Genomic DNA, 18,565 nt, shown 5'->3' with positions numbered 1-18,565 from the left:
ACCCCGCCATCAGGTAGGGTACTGGAGCGCAGAAGCTGCTGGCGCTGCTATTCGGCTTCTTCAAACACCAGAGTGGGTCGGGCCACGACCCGCGCCACCTCTGGCAGCCCACCAATCAACTGGTGGGCAAAATAGCTGTAGTGGGTATCAGGCTCTAGTGCCGCAGACACCAAATTGGCTAAGGGCTGGCTGAGTGAGACGTAGTAGCTGCCTGTAGGTATATCCAATGCCGCACGTACTAGCGTAATCGGCTTGGGTTCGGGAGCTGCCCCATCGCCAGTGGCGCTAAAAGTCTCAGCCACCACACCCCCCGGCTCGGCCACGCGCAGCACCTGCACGCCCAGCAGGCGCAAACGCTCTACAGCGTCTGCTGCACTGGGGGCCAGCCAGTAACCGCAGGGCCGCGCCCGCGTTTGTACAGCACGCGGCTGCAAAGTCGACTCCCAACTGACACGCTGTGTACGTACCGCCCCAGTGGCAGGCTCTAGCAAAGAGATATCACGGTTTTCTGGCACTGTGGCGGTCTCTAGCACGATGCGGTCACGGCAGGCTTGCGCCATGCTGTCGCGCACGACAAACGAGCGCACCTGCTCTAGGCTGGCTGCCCGCTCTGCCGTGGTGCGCAAGGCGCTGCTGATAGCCGTCACTTGGGCATGAACCCGACGCTGCACATGCGCCCGCCCCAAACCCACACCACGCGTTACCACCACGGCACTGACGGCGTGCTTGAGTCCGTTGGCGTTGCGGCTATTGTCGGGGGTGGTGGCCCCCATAACCATCCGGGCCTCTTGACCCTGTGTGGTGGGCTTGTGGTACCAGTCACTGCGCAGGGCTTGGGCCTGTAAGGCACTGACCTGCGCCGGGTAGTACCACTCGCGGGCCGCTTTGGAGAGAAATTCGGGGGTGCCGGCAGCATTAGCGTATTGCAGCAGCACATCGTCGTAAGCCAAAGCGCTCCATTGTGCTAAATAATCGCCTGCCGGGTTGTATTCGTGGGCATCGAGCACCAAGGTGGGCCGGAAGTCCCGCACCAGCACCGCCAGCGCCCGTGCTTCGGGCGTTTGTAGCAATAGGTGATCGTGGTTTAAATCGACACCATTGGCGGTGGCCCGGCTGCCAGAATCGGCACCATCGGGGTTGGCCCGTGGCACGATTAGCACATTGATTTTGTCTAGTAGCGGTGCCAATTGGCCATAAGCCAGCTCTTGTGCCAAGACCAATAAGGCTTCGCTGCTGGCAGGCTCATCGCCATGTTGTTGGCCGATCAGCAACACTGTGGGCCGTTTGCTGGCCACCAGCGTGTCGGGGTCGGTGCCCGAAGCGCGGGTGAGCACCAAGGCATGGACAGGCTCGCCACGCTGCGAGGCACCGGGGGTCAATAAGGTGGTTTGGGTGCCCCCCGACAAGGAGGCCCCCGCAAGCGCCCGCAGCCACTGCGCTAATTCGGCATTGCTGGTAAAAGTTTCGCGCTGCGCAGCCAAGCCGGGGGTATGGTAGCGCTGGGCAGGATCGGGAAAGTGTGCCGCAACTTTGGCCTCTTCGGGGCTTGCCACTACTGTGGTGCGAGGCGATACTGCCTCTGAGGGCAACAAAGGTCTCACAGACGCCATAGGGGTAGCCCCTGAATACAGCGGTGGTGGCAGCTTGGTGGCCGAGGGCTTAAAGGGATTGGGCCACGGCGGCAGCGGTGTGGTGGCGCAACCCGTCAGCAGGGTGGCTAGCAGCAAAGAAGCACCGCTGCTACGCCAACGCCCGGCAGTTGCACCCATAGAGCGATTGTGCAGCCATTGGAGGCGAGGAGGCATCGGCAAGGTCATGGTGTGTGTATTACAGGCAAGGGGTTGCAAAAGCCGCCAAGCAAATGGGGCCAGAAATGGCAGCGTGATATTACTACCGCACCGCCGCCCTAACCGCAGTAAGAGAGGCCACCTCACCCCTCTACACTGGCCTTAACGGTTGAAAGAGCCGCCGCGTGAACCGCCGCCAGCACCACCACCGCCACTGCGCGAACCACCACGACCGCCACCGGCGTAACCACCACCGCCACCACCGCTGCGGAAACCACCGCCCCGGCGTCCACGATCTAACATGCTATCGACGCTGGTGCGCATCGGGTCGGGTTGACCTGAGCCACCCGCACTCCGGCTAGACGGCATACTGTGACCGCCGTGGGTGCCCAAGTGGGCATTTTCACGTGGGGGCTGGGCGTCGCTGTTAAATCGGTTGCCTCCACCGGGACGACCACGGCCCGGTGCTGGGCCACGCGCGCCCGCTCCACCGCCCGCCGGATGCCCTGCGGCTGCATTGCGCGGGCCGCCACGACCACCGCCGCCCGCATTACCGCCGCCACGGGGGCCGCTACCACCATTGCCTCCACCGCCGCCGCCCGCTTTGCCGCCAGCGGCACGCTCGCCCTGCCCGGTTTTACCAGCCCGCATACGCTCCATCATCTCGCCGCGTGCCGCCTTGGCTGCGGCTTGCATCACGTCGCGGCTGGGGGGCTTGCCTGCGCCGCCCCAAATGGTTTGGCGGCCCATAGCAATGGGTTCGGCTTTTTCATCTTCTTCAGGGCCAAAGCCATCCACCACCTGCACGGGAATGGTTTGTTTGGTAAAGCGCTCAATGTCCATCATGAAGCCTTCTTCGTCCATGCAGACCAAGCTCACGGCTTCACCGCTGGCACCAGCACGGCCCGTGCGGCCAATGCGGTGGACGTAATCTTCGGCCACGTTGGGGATTTCGTAGTTAACGACGTGTGGCAGATCGTCAATGTCGATACCGCGCGCGGCAATGTCGGTGGCCACCAAGGCGCGGATGTCGCCGCTCTTGAAGCCTGCCAGCGCCTGCGTGCGCGCACTTTGGCTCTTGTTGCCGTGCAGTGCCATCGCTTGCACATTGTGCTTAGTCAAAAACTCGGCCACATTGTTGGCACCAAATTTGGTACGGGTGAACACCAGCACTTGGCTCCAGTTGTTTTGCTGGATGATGTGCAGCAGCGCTTGCTTTTTCTTGCCCCGGCCTACTGGGTGAATCACTTGCGAGATGCGCTGCACGGTGGTGTTGCGCGGTGTCACTTGGATGCTTTGCGGGTCTTTGAGCAGCGTGGCGGCCAGTTCGCGGATTTCATCGCTGAAGGTGGCCGAGAACAGCAGGCTTTGCTTTTCTTTGGGCACCAGTGCCAAAATTTTCTTCACATCGTGGATAAAGCCCATGTCGAGCATGCGGTCGGCTTCGTCCAGCACCAGCACTTCGACTGTGGACAAATCCAAAAAGCCCTGTTGCTGCAAATCGAGCAAACGCCCTGGGGTGGCTACCAGCACATCCACACCACGCTTGATGCGGTCAATCTGTGGGTTCATGCCCACGCCACCAAAAACCACGGTGGAGTTGAGGTCGAGGTACTTGCCATATTGGCGCACCGATTCTTCCACTTGCGCGGCCAGCTCACGGGTGGGTGTGAGCACCAAGGCGCGCACGCCCTTGTTGCCAAACTTGCTCTTGGGTGCGCTCGATAGCGACAGGCGGTGCAGCAGGGGCAGGGTAAAAGCCGCCGTCTTGCCGGTGCCGGTTTGGGCACCTGCCAGCAGATCGTGCCCAGCCAGTACAGCGGGGATAGCCTGGGCCTGAATAGGCGTGGGGGTATCGTAGCCTTGTTCGTGTACGGCCTTCAGAATGGCCGGGGCCAGATTCAATTCGTCAAATGTCATGGATGTCAGACGCGCCCATCCGGGCGCCGGGTATCGGCCTGTCGTGGCAACCTAAGAGCTGCCGAGCCAGTGTTTTAGGCCAATGAGGTTCAAGGGTGGGAGCCGGCAATGGCTTGCGTCGTCCCCAGCAAACTGCTGATATTGCCCACAACTGGAGTGCGCAACGGCGGCTATTGTCGCATGGGCCGATAATGGAGGCTTATTCGCAGAAGCTTCTGCCCCTTTTTTTAGACCCAACCAGTACCGATGGCCCAATACGTCTATTCCATGAACCATGTCAGCAAGACCGTGCCGCCCAAGCGGCAGATCTTGAAAGACATCTCGTTGTCCTTCTTTCCCGGTGCCAAAATTGGCGTGCTGGGCCTCAACGGCTCGGGCAAATCTACCTTGCTCAAGATCATGGCGGGCGTAGACAAGGAAATCGAGGGCGAAGCCATCCCTATGGCGGGCCTGAAAATCGGTTATCTGCCGCAAGAGCCGCAGCTCAACCCTGAGCACACGGTGCGCGAGAGCGTAGAAGAGGCGATGGGCGAGGTGTTTGCCGCCAAAGCCAAGCTCGAAGAAGTCTATGCCGCCTACGGTGAAGAAGATGCCGACTTTGACGCTCTAGCTGCCGAGCAAGCCCGCCTCGAAGCCATCATCGCCACCGCAGGCACCGATTCTGAGCACCAACTAGAAATTGCCGCCGACGCCCTGCGCCTGCCACCGTGGGATGCCAAAGTGGGCGTACTCTCGGGCGGTGAAAAGCGTCGTATTGCGCTGTGCCGTTTGCTGCTGTCCAAGCCCGACATGCTGCTGCTCGATGAGCCAACCAACCACTTGGACGCTGAGTCGGTCGATTGGCTGGAGCAGTTTCTCAAGCGTTTTTCCGGCACCGTGGTGGCTATTACCCACGATCGCTACTTCCTCGACAACGCCGCCGAGTGGATTTTGGAGCTTGACCGGGGCCACGGCATCCCTTGGAAGGGCAACTACAGCACTTGGCTCGAAGGCAAGCAGTCGCGCCTTGAGTCCGAACAAAAAGGCGAAGAAGCCCGTGCCAAAGCCCTCAAGAAAGAGCTTGACTGGGTGCGTCAGAACCCCAAGGCCCGCCAAGCCAAGAGCAAATCCCGTCTGGCCCGCTTTGAAGAATTGAGCGATTTTGAATACCAAAAGCGCAACGAAACCCAGGAAATTTTTATTCCTGTGGCCGATCGTTTGGGCAATCAGGTGTTTGAGTTCCACAACGTCAGCAAGTCCTTCGGTGACCGCCTGCTGATTGACAACCTGAGCTTCAACATCCCAGCGGGTGCTATCGTCGGCATCATCGGCCCCAACGGTGCCGGTAAATCGACTCTGTTCAAGCTGCTGGCAGGCAAAGAGCAGCCCGACAGCGGCGAGGTGGTGGTGGGCGCTACCGTCAAAATGGCCTTCGTCGATCAGCACCGCGATGTACTAGAGAACGAAAAAACCGTTTGGGAAGATGTGTCGGGCGGTCTGGACATTCTCAATGTTGGCAAGTTCCAGATGGCCAGCCGCGCCTACTGTGGCCGCTTCAACTTCAACGGTGGTGACCAGCAAAAGAAGGTGGGTATGTTGTCGGGTGGTGAACGCGGGCGTTTGCATCTGGCCAAAACCCTGATTGCAGGCGGCAACGTGCTGCTGCTGGACGAGCCTTCCAACGACTTGGACGTTGAAACCTTGCGCGCCCTTGAAGACGCACTGCTGGAGTTTGCGGGCACCGTGCTGGTTATCAGCCATGATCGCTGGTTCTTGGATCGCATCGCTACGCACATTCTGGCCGCTGAAGGCGACAGCCAATGGACGTTCTTTGATGGCAACTACCAAGAGTACGAAGCCGACAAGAAAAAGCGCTTGGGCGATGAAGGTGCACGGCCCCACCGTATGCGTTTCAAGGCACTGAAGTAAATCCTCTGTTGCTCGCAGGAGCCCGGACTGAGAGTTTGTGACACGCCATGTCGGTACCCGTTTTCAACTCCCAGCCCGTGCTCCAAGCCTGTGTTCTTGAGGCCGTGCAGCACAGCCCCGCCTTGCTAGCGCAGCTGTTAGCTGCCGCCAGCCAAAGCCTGAGCGATCAGGCACAAAGCAGCAGCGCCAGTGCGTCGGCCCGCCAGCAAGCGGGTGATGCCTTGTGTCTGCTCCAAGCCCACGAGGCTACCCTGCACCGTGCTTACCCTTTGGCCCTGCTCGAATGCTTCGCGCAGGATCGCATCCCCGGCAGTGGTTCAACCCCACCCCGGTCATCCGGCGCCGCCCTACTCAACATCGACAGCTTGTCTTTGGTTGATGAGAAAGAACACCACGCCCAAGTCGAGCTACGGTGTGCCCAAGAGCAGGTTACCCATGCCACTGATGCCGTGCTGGCAGAGCTTAACGCCTTGGTCAGTGCAGCGCAGGGATTGCCCCGTGTACAGGTCGAGCGCAACCCTTTGCGGCCAGAAAATTATCTGCGCGCCTTGCAACGGGTACTGAAAGAATGCGCCGATGTGCCAGCCGCTGTGCGCGAAACTTGGATGCAGCACCTGCTGCCCGCGCTGGGGGGGGCTTTGCGCGAGGTGTACCAACAAACCAGCCAGATATTGCGCCAACAAGGCATTGTTCCTGTGGGCTATAGCGTGGCATCAAGCCGCTATGGTAGTAGCCAGTATGGCCCCAGCAGTCACGGTGCTGGCTTGGCCCAAGCCAGCCTGAACGAACAAGCAGCCCAAGCGCAAGAAGATGCACTAACTGCCAGTATCCTCCATCAATTGCTGCAAGGCGGTGCAGAGCCTTACAGTACGTTGTCACCCACTTGGGAGCTACCCAGTGGTATGTCATCCCCCCATCCTGCTGTGCAGGCTGCGCAGGTAGTGGCCCAGATGATGGACAACATCGCCCAAGATGGTCGTTTGCTCCCTGCTGTGCGGCAGATTTTGCAGGGCATGGAACCTGCGGTTGGCCAACTGGCAGGGCATGATTCCACGTTTTTTAGCAATCCCCAGCATCCGGCACGGCGTTTGTTGGATGAAGTCACTGAACGCAGCCTGACCTTAGAGGCTGATAACACACCAACATGCAGCCGTTTTATCGCACTGCTCCAGCACATTAATCTCTATCTGGCCCAGCAGGATACGCGCCAATCAGCTCCCTTTGCCACGGCACTGCAAATCCTAGAGCAGACTTATGCCCAATGGGCACAGCAAGACAAGCTGCCTCAAGTGACTCCAACCACCGCAGTTGGGCGGTCCAACCCATGCCTGCGCCTGAGCCAAGAGGTGGCGGCCAATATCCGCAAACTGCCAAATATTGGCTTGGTGCCCACCGACATCATGCAATTTGCCACCGGCCCTTGGGCCCAAGTGATTGCCAAAGCACAACTGGCACAGCCCGATAGCAGAGATGGAGATCCGCATGGCTACCTCGCTTTAGTGCCTTTGCTATTTTGGAGTGTACGGCCAGGCATTGCTATAGATGAGCGTCGGCAAATCACCCAAGCTGTGCCTGAGATGTTGCACACCTTGCAACACGGTTTGACACGGTTTGGCTACCCTGCTCAAGAAACAGACCGCTTTCTGGCCAGACTGCAACAACTCCATCGGCAAACGTTGGCCAGTGCCTCGCCCCCTGTGCCCAGCCACGCCAGCATGGTGGCCCGTTCTCCAGCTCCTGTAGTGCAAGCGAGCCCAGACGTTGATATCGAATTGGATATTGAGTTGGAGTCGGCCCACGGCATACCCGCCGAACTGGCAGCCATACCGAACCCAGTGCCAGCGGCTGCGGTCGTCGCACATGGGGACTTTTCTATTGGTACCTGGTTTGAGTTGCAAAGCAACCGACAGGCGATGCGTACCCAGCTGACTTGGGCCAGCCCCAAAGGCACATTGTTTTTGTTTACCGGCTCTGACGGCAGCACACAATCTATGACACGGCGTATCCGTGATCGCTTACTGACCGAAGGCACTTTACGGCCACTGCCAGCGCCGTAAAAACATGGCGAGATGTAAACCTATCATCTCGTAACAGATCATACAAAAATAGCACTTGCATTTGCAATCACCTTGCCTAGAATGCAATGAATGCTGCGTCGCAACATAGCTGCTTGTCTGTCTGGTGCAGGCAGTGCGGTGCCTATATTTTTGGCCCTGCGCCCCCTATTCCCCTCTTTTTATTCATATTTTTTGGAGACTCCATGTCGCTGACCAACGAACAAATTCTGGCTGCCCACAAGGCCAACATTGAAACCCTGTTTGGCCTGACCAGCAAAGCATTTGAAGGCGTAGAAAAGCTCGTGGAGCTCAATGTTACTGCCTCCCGTGCTGCTTTGAATGAGGCTGCTAGCCACTCCCAAGCGTTGCTTAGCGTCAAAGATGCACAAGAGTTGCTGGCGCTGCAAGCGGGCCTGTTCCAGCCTTTGGCCGAAAAAGCTGCTGCCTACAGCCGTCATTTGTACGATATCGCTTCGGGTACCAACGCTGAATTTACCAAAACCTTGGAAGCCCAAACTGCAGAAGCACAGCAGAACTTTGCTACCTTGGTTGATAACGCCACCAAGAATGCCCCTGCTGGTACTGAGCCTGCGGTCGCCGTGGTTAAGAACGCCATCTCTGCGGCCACCAATGCCTTGGAATCGGTGCAAAAGGCGGTCAAGCAAGCCTCTGAAGCGGCAGAAGCCAATTTCAATGCTGTGACTGCCTCGGCTATTGATGCTGCCAAGTCGGCCACGCCGCGCAAGCGTTAATTTTTCCAGACATTCGCTTCGGCCCTGTTGTCTCCTTGGGCTTCTCGACATCGGTTCTTGGAGTCCTTTAAGCCCAGTCGTTACTGGGCTTCTTTTTTGTCTGCCACTTATTGCGAATGGTTCGCGTTTTCGATATGATGGACTATCTTCTATCTACACGATCTTCCAATGCGACACATTTTTTCTGCGGTGGCAACGGCTTGTTTTGCCTTGATGGCTACTGGCGTTGCACAAGCCCAAGAACAGGTGCTCAACCTGTACTCGGCCCGCCACTACAGCACGGATGAAGCACTCTATACTGGCTTCACTAAAGCCACAGGCATCAAGATCAACCGGGTGGATGCCGACGATACTGGCATCTTGGCGCGCTTAAAGGCAGAAGGTAGTGCCTCCCCCGCCGATGTGATTTTGCTGGTTGATGCAGCCCGCCTGTACCGTGGTGAAGTCGATGGGCTGTTCAAGCCCATCAAATCCAAAACGCTAGAGGAGTTGATTCCAGCTACTCTGCGCAGCCAGCCCAGTGCCGATGGTGGCACTGCTTGGTTTGGGTTGTCCACCCGCGCTCGCCTGATCGTTTATAACAAGGTCAAGGTACAAAAAAGCGATGTAGATACCTATGAAGAACTGGCCAGCCCGAAGAACAAGGGTAAGCTGTGTATTCGCTCTGGTTCCCACCCCTACAACCTGAGCCTGTTTGGTTCTATGCTAGAACACTTGGGAGAACAGGCCACCGAGACCTGGCTCAAGGGTGTGGTAGCCAACTTGGCGCGTCCGCCCAAAGGGGGCGATACCGATCAGATCAAAGCCGTGGCCTCTGGAGAGTGCGACATTGCAGTCACCAACAGCTACTATCTGGCCCGCCTGCTGCGTTCTAGCAAGCCCGAAGAAGTGACCATCGCCAACAAGGTGGGGGTGGTGTTTCCAAACCAGCAAACTTGGGGCACACATCTGAACATTGCGGGTGGTGCAGTGGCACGTTATGCTAAAAACCAAGCCAACGCTGTCAAATTTCTTGAATACTTAGCCAGTCCAGAAGCGCAAAACTATTTTGCCAATGGCAACAATGAGTGGCCAGCTGCCAAAGGTGTTCAGGTAGAAAATTCGGCCCTTAAGGCCATGACCGGTGGCGTGCCGTTCAAAAGCGAAACCATCCCGATCAGTGCGGTGGGTGCCAATATGGGTAAAGTGCAGCAAATGCTTGACCGTGTGGGCTTTCCATAAATAGCGCGACCCTTGCTCGTCTTGATCCTAGCCCGGCTTGTCCGGGCTTTTTTGCATCTGTGCCGGGCTGGGTATCGCAGCAGGGCATAATTTACGTTTACGTCAACGTTAAATCAAGGAGACAAACTGTGGAAATCAAGAACAACGTTTTTATTGTCACGGGCGGTGCATCTGGGTTGGGTGAAGGCACCGTCCGCATGCTGGCCGAACAAGGTGGCAAGGTAGTGATTGCCGATGTGCAAACCGAAAAAGGCCAAGCACTGGCCCAAGAGCTTGGCGCTACCTTTGTGCGCTGTGATGTGAGCCAAGAGGCTGACGCTCAGGCGGTGGTGGCTCAAGCGGTGGCACTGGGGCGTTTGTCGGGTTTGGTCAACTGTGCAGGCGTGGCTCCAGCGGAAAAAATGGTGGGCAAACAAGGTGCGCACAGCTTGGCAGGGTTTAGCAAAACCATCCAAATCAACCTGATCGGCACTTTTAACATGCTGCGCTTGGCTGCCGAAGCCATGTGCCAGAACGAGCCTACCGCCAGCACCGGCGAGCGTGGTGTGTTGATTTCGACCGCCAGCATTGCGGCCTACGATGGTCAAATGGGCCAAGCAGCTTATAGTGCCTCCAAGGGTGGTATTGTCGGCATGACTTTGCCCATTGCACGCGATTTGGCGCGCAATGGCATTCGCAACATGACCATTGCCCCCGGCATTTTTGGCACCCCGATGATTTTTGGTATGCCCCAAGCGGTGCAAGACAGCTTGGCCGCTGGTGTGCCTTTCCCTAGCCGCTTGGGTACACCGCAGGATTACGCCAAGCTGGTACGGCATATTTTGGACAACGATATGCTCAACGGCGAAGTGATTCGCTTGGATGGTGCTATTCGTATGCCTCCACGTTAAGCACAGACAAAAGCAATCCCCTGTGGGGCAGAACACCACAGGGGAGATTGCACGATAGGGGTGGATTAGAAAACCAAAAAGCCCTACCAGCGAACTGATAGGGCTTTGAATTTTGGCGGAGTGGACGGGACTCGAACCCGCGACCCCCGGCGTGACAGGCCGGTATTCTAACCAACTGAACTACCACTCCTGGTAGATAGCTTTTACTTACAGTATGACTGCAAGCCAAGCGCTATAACTTGGCGACCCTACGGGGATTCGAACCCCGGTACTCACCGTGAAAGGGTGATGTCCTAGGCCTCTAGACGATAGGGTCAAAACCTTGGAACTAATCCGGCAGAAAAACTTGGTGGAGATAAGCAGGATCGAACTGCTGACCTCTTGCATGCCATGCAAGCGCTCTCCCAGCTGAGCTATACCCCCACATCTAGCAACAAACATTTGCTTGCTGCTGTTTAACTGAGACTTGAATTATAGAACGATTTTTTAGCGTTTTTGCAAACGTGCCAAAACTTTTTCTTTTCCGACCAATTCAAGCACGGCATCAACGGAAGGAGTGTGGGCTGTGCCCACCGTTAACACGCGCACCGGCATGGCCAGTTGCGGCATTTTAAGCCCTTGCGCCGTCAGTACCTGCTTGAAAGTGGCGGCAATGGCTGATTTTTCCCAATCGCAGGACTGGAAGGCGGCAGCTAAGGCATCCAAAGCGGGGGCAATGGCGCCAGTGACGTGCTTTTCCAACTCTTCGGCGCTGGGGCTGATGGCATCTGCATAGAAGACATAGGCCCAATCTGCCAAGGCGACGGTGGTGTCGCAGCGGTCTTTGAACAGGGCGCAGATGCGTGGCAGGCGGCCATCGGCCAGATCGGCAGCAGCGATGCCGCGCTTTTCGAGTTGTGGTGCCACCAAAGCGGCCAGTGCCTCATCGCTCATCGCTTTAAGGTGTTGGGCGTTGACCCAGCGCAGCTTGGCCTCGTCAAACTGGGCAGCGCTGCGGCCCAAATGATCCAGATCGAACCACTCTAGGAATTGTTGGCGGCTGAAAATTTCATCATCACCGTGGCTCCAGCCCAAGCGGGCCAGATAGTTGATCATGGCCTCGGGCAGGTAGCCTTCATCGCGGTATTGCGTGACGGGCTTGGCACCGTTGCGCTTGCTCATCTTCTCGCCCTGCTCATTGAGCACGGTGGGCAGGTGGGCATAGACCGGCTGCTCTTTGCCCAAGGCTTTGAAGATGTTGATCTGGCGCGGCGTGTTGTTGACGTGGTCATCGCCCCGAATAACATGGGTGATAGCCATGTCCATATCGTCTACGACCACGCAGAAGTTGTAGGTGGGGGTGCCGTCGGGGCGGGCAATGACCAGATCATCCAACTCATCGTTGCGGATTTCAATGCGGCCCTTGACCTTGTCGTCCCAAGCCACGACGCCTTCTTGCGGGTTTTTGAAGCGCAACACTGGCTGCACGCCTTCAGGCACTGGGGGGAGCACTTTGCCCGGTTCTGGCCGCCATGTGCCGTTGTAGCGGGGTTTTTCTTTGGCGGCCATTTGGCGTTCGCGCAGGGCGTCTAGCTCGGCCACACTTGTGTAGCAAGGGTAAACATGACCGGCAGCTTGCAATTGGGCCAGCACTTCTTTGTAGCGCGCCATGCGCTGCATTTGGTAGAACGGGCCTTCGTCGGGGTTCATGCCCAACCAGTCCATGCCCTCCAGAATGACATCGACCGCTGCTTGGCTTGAGCGCTCTAAATCGGTGTCTTCAATGCGCAGGATGAAATCGCCGCCGGTGGCACGGGCAAAGGCCCAAGGGTACAGGGCCGAGCGGATATTGCCCAAGTGGATAAAGCCGGTGGGCGAGGGCGCAAAGCGGGTACGCACACGGGCGGGGGTAGAGAGATTTTGCTCAGTCATTACAGGGTGTCCAGGCCGCGTGCGAGGTCGGCTTTTAAGTCGTCAATATGTTCTAGGCCCACGGCCACGCGGATCAGCCCTTGGCCTAAGCCCGCCGCTTGGCGTTGGGCTTCGGTCAAGCGGCCATGCGAGGTGCTGGCGGGGTGGGTGATGGTGGTTTTGGTGTCACCTAAATTGGCGGTGATGCTGCACACTTGGGTGTGGTCAATCACATGGAAGGCGCGGGTGCGGCCTTCTTCGGGGCTATTGGCGCGCACATCAAACGAGAGTACGGCACCGCCTAAACCCGATTGCTGGCGCATGGCCAAATCGTGTTGTGGATGCGAAGCCAGTCCGGGGTAATACACCCGCGCGACTTGGGGCTGCTGTTCTAGCCACTGGGCCAGCGCCAGCGCGTTGGCACTTTGCGCCTTGACGCGCAAAGACAGGGTCTCCATGCCCTTGAGCACCACCCATGCATTGAACGGTGACAGGTTCATGCCCGCACTGCGGATCAGTGGGGCCAGCTTGTCATCAATCAATGCACGGGGGCCACAGACGGCACCGGCCATGACCCGGCCTTGGCCGTCCAAGAATTTGGTGCCAGAGTGGATGACCAAATCAGCCCCCAGCTTAGCAGGCTGCTGCAAGGCCGGAGAGGCAAAGCAGTTGTCTACCGCCAGAAAGACTCCAGCGGCATGGGCAATATCGGCCAAGGCTTGGATGTCGCACAAATCCGTCAGGGGATTGGTGGGGGTTTCGGCAAACATCAGCCGGGTTTCGGGCCGCAGGGCGGCTTGCCAAGCGGTGGCGTCGGTTTGGGCCACAAAGCTCGATTGCACCCCAAAGCGGGCTAGCTCCTTGCCAATCAGGTTGAGGGTGGAGCCAAACATGGATTGCGAGCAAATGACATGGTCGCCCGCCTTGAGCAGGGCCATGCACATCAGCAAGATGGCTGACATACCGCTGGCGGTGCCAATCGCGCTTTCGGTGCCCTCTAGGGCGGCCAAACGGCGCTCAAAGCTGCTGACGGTGGGATTGGAGGTGCGTGAGTAGGTATAGCCTTCTTCTTCGCCAGCAAAGCGGCGTGCTGCCGTGGCCGCATCGGGCTGGACAAAACTGCTGGTCAGGTAGAGCGCCTCGGAGTGCTCACCGTAGGCGCTACGCGGCATGGCTTGGCGCACGGCTAGGGTGTCGGGGTGCAGGGTAGCGAGTAATTCTGGAGTCATTTTCAGGGCCTGAGGGCAAACCATTGAAAAACGCGGTCAGCCATGCCGGGCATTGGGCAGGGCGAGACGTGAGGTGTCTTCTTCATCTTCTTGTGCGTTGGGGCGCTCGTCGTTCATGCGCTCAATATCGGCCAAGGTGATGTCTCCAGTGACATACACGCCATCAAAGCAAGAGGCGTCAAAACCATCCAGATCAGGGCGTAGGCTGCGCACGGCCTCCTTCATGGCATCGACATCTTGGTAGATCAGGGCGTCGCAGCCAATGAGGTCACGTATTTGATCGATGGTGCGGTCGTGGGCCACCAGTTCGCTGCTGGTGGGCATGTCGATGCCATAGACATTGGGGTAGCGCACGGGCGGCGCGGCGCTGGCCATATAGACCTTGTTGGCTCCGGCTTCGCGGGCCATTTGCACGATTTCGCGGCTGGTGGTGCCACGCACGATGGAGTCATCGACCAGCAGCACATTGCGGCCCTTGAACTCGCTGCCAATGACATTGAGCTTTTGGCGCACCGATTTTTTGCGCACGCCTTGCCCCGGCATGATGAAGGTACGACCGACATAGCGGTTTTTGACAAAGCCTTCGCGGTAGGGCAGGCCTAGCAACTGTGCCAACTGCATGGCGCTGGGGCGGCTCGATTCTGGAATCGGAATAACGACATCAATTTGGCTGGGCGGTACGGCAGACACCACGCGCTTGGCCAGTGTTTCGCCCAAGTTGAGGCGGGCCTGATAGACCGAGATGCCATCGAGCACCGAGTCGGGCCGTGCCAGATAGACAAATTCAAAAATGCATGGGTACAAATGCGGGTTTTGTGCGCATTGCTGGGTGCTGATGTTGCCTTCCAAGTCGATGAACACGGCTTCGCCGGGGGCGATATCGCGGTCGAGTACATGGCTGGAGCCTTCGAGCACCACAGATTCACTGGCTACCATGATGGTGCCATCGGTATTGCGGCCCAAGCACAGTGGGCGAATGCCATAGGGGTCACGGAAAGCCAGCAGACCATGCCCCGCAATCAGGGCAATGACGGCATAGGAGCCACGGATGCGCCGGTGTACGGCGGCCACGGCAGCAAACACGTCTTGCACATCCAACGCCTTGCCGCGTGTGGCTTTGTCGATCTCATCGGCCAGCACATTGAGCAAGACTTCGGAGTCGCTCTCGGTGTTGATATGGCGGTGGTCGGTGGTAAACAGCTCCAAGCGCAGTGCTTGGGCGTTGGTCAGGTTGCCGTTGTGTACCAGCACGATGCCGAACGGCGCATTGACGTAGAAGGGCTGTGCTTCTTCTTCGCTAAATGCGTTGCCTGCGGTGGGGTAGCGCACTTGGCCCAAACCGCAGTTGCCCGGCAAAGCGCGCATATTGCGCGTGCGAAACACATCTTTGACCATGCCCTTGGCTTTGTGCATAAAGAACTTGCGTTCTTGCTGCGTGACGATACCAGCTGCATCTTGGCCTCGGTGCTGCAACAGCAGCAAGGAGTCATAAATGAGTTGGTTGACTGGAGCGTTGCTGATGACACCGACGATTCCACACATAATTGACTTTCATCTGTTGACGGGGTTGGCCCGCATACTTTGAGGCTGTGGCTAGGCTATTGGCCCAACCACCCAGGGATTTGATTTTTTTACCAAGGCAGGTTTTGCAGCAGTTCCATCGGCAAGACCGGCGCGATGGTGCGCAAGGCCATCGATAGCCAAGGTGCCGTGACTGACTCTTGCCACCAGAGCAGCTGGCGTTGCGTTTGCAGCGACTCGACGGCCAAGGTGGCCACCATCAGCAGCAACCCGGCACGCACCGCACCAAACAAAGCGCCCAGCGTGCGATCGACAGGCCGCAGCCCTACCACTTGCACCAACTGACGCCCTAAGGCTGCTACCCAGCCACATAAAAAAGCAGCAGCAATAAATACCAATACAAAACTGGCGGCGTAGCGCAGGCTGCCTTGCAAGGCCCCTAACGGCAAATAGGCTGCGGCATCCGCAGCAAACAGGCGCGCCAGCACAGCCGCTACCCCCCAAGCTAGCAGGGAAAGCACTTCAAAGACCAAGCCGCGCCCAGCCCCCAAGGCCATAGAGGCCAGCAGCACCGCCAGTACGCACCAATCCAATACGGCCATGACGGCAGCGTTTAAGACGCACCCACAGAAGCTGGAAGACCCAAACCACGGATACGGCCTGCGGCTTTGTCAGCATCCGTGCGCCCAGTAAAAGGCCCCACCCGCACCCGTGTGCGTTTGCCGTCTTTGGTGTCTACCACTTGGGTGTAGGCCCGCAGCCCGGCGCTTTCGAGCTTTTGGCGCACTTCTACAGCCTTACTGCTATCGGCAAAGGCTCCAATTTGGATGCTAAAGCGTTTGCCTTCGTCAGTGCGTGCTGGGCTGGTTGCTGCTGCGGGTGACTCGAAGGCACGTCCTTCTAGCAAGGCACGGGCACGGGCGGCATCATCAGTGCGGGGCTTGGTCTCCGGTTTGGGTTCTGGTTTGGCCTCTGGCTTGGGGGCTGGTTTTGGTTCTGGCTTAGGCTCAGGTTTGGTGGGCTTAGGCTCAGGTTTTGGTTCTGGCTTAGGAACCGGTTTGGGTTCTGGTTTTGCCACTGGCTTGGGTTCTGGTTTTGGTTCTGGCTTAGGCTCAGGTTTGGCTTCTGGTTTGAGCGCTGCTTTGTTTGGCGTGCTTATGGTGGGCAGCGCTGGTAGCACCGATGCCATTGGGTTAGCCCCACGGGTGGAGGACAGTACCTGCTCGCCATCAATCAGCCCAGACGCCTGTGCTGTGCTGTTGGCCGCTACCGTCGTGCCGCCTTCAGCAGAGCCATCGGCAGGCACTACCAAAGGTGCCACTTTGTTGCGGTCGGGCATCTCGATGGGGATATCGACCGGGATGGGGCGTGGCTGCGTATCAAACAGCATCGGAAAACCAATGACGCCCAGCAACACCAGCACCGCAGCGCCAATGAGCCGGTGGCGGGCGCGGCGGCGCATGACCTCGATGCTCTCGGCACGGGGCGCGCGCGAGGGCCTCATTGCCGTGTCACTGGGAGCAGAAGCAGAGGAACTAGGCCACCGAAACTTGAAAAATGCCATGAATGAGCAACCACGGGGCGGACATCAAGTGTCCAGATGTTTGGCTTGCAAACGGGGCGTACCATTTTGCAAAACAGCACCGACCGTATAGAAGGAGCCAAAGACGACGATTCTATCAGCGGGGTCGGCTGCCGCGACGGCGGCCTCTAATGCGGCTTGCGGGTTGGCATGGGTGCTGGTGGGTACTTGGCGGCCCCGGCCAGTTGCTAGGTGTACAGCGTTCCACTTTTGCTGCAAGTTCACTGCGGTGTCGGCACGCGGCGTGGGCAAGTCGGTGAAATACCAGTGGTCAATCAGTGGCCCGACTTTGGCTAGCATCGGGGCCAAGTCTTTATCGGCCATCGCACCAAACACGGCATGGGTGGTGGGAAAGTAGCCCATTGCATCCAAGTTGGCAGTGAGAGCGGCCACCGAATGCGGGTTGTGCGCCACATCCAGCACCAGCGTGGGCTGGCCCGGCACAATCTGAAAACGCCCCGGCAACTCCACCATCCCTAGGCCATTGCGGACCGCTTGCGCTGTGACCGGAATGCGCTCGCGCAGGGCTTCGAGTGCCGCCAAGGCCCCGGAGGCGTTCATGAGTTGGTTGGCGCCGCGCAAGGCTGGATAGGCCAGACCGCCATAGCGGCGTCCGCGTCCGCTCCACGCCCATTGCTGCTTATCGCCAGAATAATTAAAGTCTTGGCCGAAACGCCACAAATCAGCACCAATTTCGCGGGCGTGGTCTATCACGCTTTGGGGCGGCACTGGGTCGCTGACGATGACAGGCCGCCCAGTGCGCATGATGCCGGCCTTTTCGCGGCCTATGGTTTCGCGGTCGGGGCCGAGGTATTCGGTGTGGTCAATGTCCACACTGGTGATGACGGCGCAGTCGGCATCGATGATATTGGTGGCATCTAGCCGCCCGCCCAACCCAACTTCTAAGATAGCCACATCGAGCAAAGAGTGGCTCATCAAACGCAAAATAGCCAGCGTGGTGAACTCAAAGTAACTGAGCGAGACCTCGTTGCCGTTTTGCGTGCGGGCGTTTTCTACCGCCTCAAAGTGGGGCAGTAAATCAGCCGCTGGGATGATATCGCCGTGGATGCGGCAGCGCTCTTCAAAATGCACCAAGTGGGGCGACGTATACACCCCGGTGCGCCAGCCCGCTTGCAGGGCGATAGCTTCGATCATGGCGCAGGTAGAGCCTTTGCCATTGGTGCCCGCCACGGTGATGACCGGACAGTCAAAGCGCAGGCCCATGCGGCGCGAGACTTCGCGCACGCGCTCTAGGCCCATGTCGATAGATTGCGGATGCAGACGCTCGCAATGCGCCAGCCAGCCTGCAAGGGTGTGGATTTTGGTGTGCATACAGGCCGCTATTGTCGCCCAGACGACTGTGGCGCATGATGGTACCCATGAGCACTACCCACATTATTCTCTACGGTATCCCGAACTGCGACACAGTCAAAAAGGCCCGCGCTTGGCTGACGGCACAGGGCCTAGACTACCAGTTTCACGATTTTAAAAAGCAGGGCGTGCCCGCCGAGCGTTTGCAGGCTTGGCTGGCCGCTGTGGGCTGGGAGCGCTTGCTCAACCGCCAAGGTACCACTTGGCGCAAGCTGGAGCCTGCACAGCAAAACACCGTTTGCGATACGGCCAGCGCCAGCGAGGTGTTGCTGGAGCACAGTAGCGCCATCAAGCGCCCTGTGGTCGAATGGCACCAAGGCGCTACCATCGACGTGACGGTGGGCTTTGATGCCCCAAGCTGGGCGCAGCGGCTGGCTTAAATTTCTTTACGCAGTTTTACCACCCAGTAAGGCAACCACAGGTGTGCTTGGAACGTT

The 18,565-nt window shown here is 58.3% G+C and carries 14 protein-coding genes and 3 tRNA genes; 6 read left to right on the top strand and 11 right to left on the bottom strand.

The window, feature by feature from the left end:
- Nucleotides 1–47: 47 nt before the first annotated feature.
- Together BMX55_RS04150 and BMX55_RS04145 are read right to left on the bottom strand one after the other, a co-directional pair.
- Complete coding sequence (locus tag BMX55_RS04150; protein ID WP_245751271.1) at nucleotides 48–1,805, bottom strand: M14 family metallopeptidase; 1,758 nt, start codon at nucleotides 1,803–1,805, stop codon at nucleotides 48–50.
- Nucleotides 1,806–1,949: 144 nt separating this feature from the next.
- Nucleotides 1,950–3,707 carry a DEAD/DEAH box helicase gene (locus BMX55_RS04145; protein WP_091453363.1) on the bottom strand — a complete coding sequence of 586 codons (1,758 nt, stop codon included), beginning with the start codon at nucleotides 3,705–3,707 and terminating at the stop codon, nucleotides 1,950–1,952.
- A 246-nt stretch (nucleotides 3,708–3,953) separates the two neighbouring features.
- Here BMX55_RS04145 and ettA point away from each other — a divergent pair, with 246 nt between their 5' ends.
- From ettA to BMX55_RS04120, 5 genes are all read left to right on the top strand, one after another.
- Nucleotides 3,954–5,615, top strand: coding sequence for an energy-dependent translational throttle protein EttA (gene ettA, locus BMX55_RS04140; protein WP_091453360.1), 1,662 nt, complete (start codon nucleotides 3,954–3,956; stop codon nucleotides 5,613–5,615).
- Between the two features lie 47 nt (nucleotides 5,616–5,662).
- Complete coding sequence (locus tag BMX55_RS04135) at nucleotides 5,663–7,672, top strand: DUF1631 family protein (protein WP_091453357.1); 2,010 nt, start codon at nucleotides 5,663–5,665, stop codon at nucleotides 7,670–7,672.
- A 203-nt stretch (nucleotides 7,673–7,875) separates the two neighbouring features.
- On the top strand, nucleotides 7,876–8,424 hold the full coding sequence (locus tag BMX55_RS04130; RefSeq protein WP_091453354.1) for a phasin family protein: 549 nt from the start codon (nucleotides 7,876–7,878) through the stop codon (nucleotides 8,422–8,424).
- A gap of 168 nt (nucleotides 8,425–8,592) precedes the next feature.
- Nucleotides 8,593–9,645 (top strand): extracellular solute-binding protein, encoded by a 1,053-nt coding sequence (locus tag BMX55_RS04125; protein WP_091453351.1) that lies wholly within the window; start codon nucleotides 8,593–8,595, stop codon nucleotides 9,643–9,645.
- A gap of 128 nt (nucleotides 9,646–9,773) precedes the next feature.
- Complete coding sequence (locus BMX55_RS04120; protein WP_091453347.1) at nucleotides 9,774–10,535, top strand: 3-hydroxyacyl-CoA dehydrogenase; 762 nt, start codon at nucleotides 9,774–9,776, stop codon at nucleotides 10,533–10,535.
- Between the two features lie 113 nt (nucleotides 10,536–10,648).
- Here BMX55_RS04120 and BMX55_RS04115 read toward each other — a convergent pair.
- The 9 genes from BMX55_RS04115 to folC form a co-directional block, all read right to left on the bottom strand.
- Nucleotides 10,649–10,725: transfer RNA gene (locus BMX55_RS04115), tRNA-Asp, on the bottom strand.
- A 50-nt stretch (nucleotides 10,726–10,775) separates the two neighbouring features.
- Nucleotides 10,776–10,851: transfer RNA gene (locus tag BMX55_RS04110), tRNA-Glu, on the bottom strand.
- Nucleotides 10,852–10,882: 31 nt separating this feature from the next.
- Nucleotides 10,883–10,958, bottom strand: a tRNA-Ala gene (locus BMX55_RS04105).
- Nucleotides 10,959–11,021: 63 nt separating this feature from the next.
- Entirely contained in the window at nucleotides 11,022–12,446 is a 1,425-nt protein-coding gene (gene gltX / locus BMX55_RS04100) for a glutamate--tRNA ligase (RefSeq protein WP_091453344.1), read from the bottom strand.
- Nucleotides 12,446–13,654 carry an O-succinylhomoserine sulfhydrylase gene (locus BMX55_RS04095; RefSeq protein ID WP_091453341.1) on the bottom strand — a complete coding sequence of 403 codons (1,209 nt, stop codon included), beginning with the start codon at nucleotides 13,652–13,654 and terminating at the stop codon, nucleotides 12,446–12,448. Before BMX55_RS04095 ends, gltX begins: the two co-directional genes overlap by 1 nt.
- Before the next feature lie 36 nt (nucleotides 13,655–13,690).
- A complete protein-coding gene (gene purF / locus BMX55_RS04090; RefSeq protein WP_091453337.1) occupies nucleotides 13,691–15,196 on the bottom strand; it encodes an amidophosphoribosyltransferase in 1,506 nt (501 codons plus the stop codon).
- An 89-nt stretch (nucleotides 15,197–15,285) separates the two neighbouring features.
- Complete coding sequence (locus tag BMX55_RS04085; RefSeq protein WP_091453335.1) at nucleotides 15,286–15,777, bottom strand: CvpA family protein; 492 nt, start codon at nucleotides 15,775–15,777, stop codon at nucleotides 15,286–15,288.
- Between the two features lie 11 nt (nucleotides 15,778–15,788).
- Nucleotides 15,789–16,739: an SPOR domain-containing protein gene (locus BMX55_RS04080; RefSeq protein WP_091453331.1), complete on the bottom strand. Its 951-nt coding sequence runs from the start codon at nucleotides 16,737–16,739 to the stop codon at nucleotides 15,789–15,791.
- Between the two features lie 24 nt (nucleotides 16,740–16,763).
- Nucleotides 16,764–18,089 (bottom strand): bifunctional tetrahydrofolate synthase/dihydrofolate synthase, encoded by a 1,326-nt coding sequence (gene folC / locus BMX55_RS04075; RefSeq protein WP_091453328.1) that lies wholly within the window; start codon nucleotides 18,087–18,089, stop codon nucleotides 16,764–16,766.
- Nucleotides 18,090–18,136: 47 nt separating this feature from the next.
- On the opposite strand from folC, the gene BMX55_RS04070 reads away from it, so the two are divergent.
- Entirely contained in the window at nucleotides 18,137–18,508 is a 372-nt protein-coding gene (locus BMX55_RS04070) for an ArsC family reductase (RefSeq protein WP_091454782.1), read from the top strand.
- Nucleotides 18,509–18,565: the final 57 nt, after the last annotated feature.

Origin of the sequence: Giesbergeria anulus, from assembly GCF_900111115.1 — a bacterium.
Taxonomy (GTDB): Bacteria; Pseudomonadota; Gammaproteobacteria; order Burkholderiales; family Burkholderiaceae_C; genus Simplicispira; species Simplicispira anulus.
The sequence above is the reverse complement of the archived record's forward strand: the minus strand, read 5'-3'. Positions and strand labels throughout refer to the sequence as shown.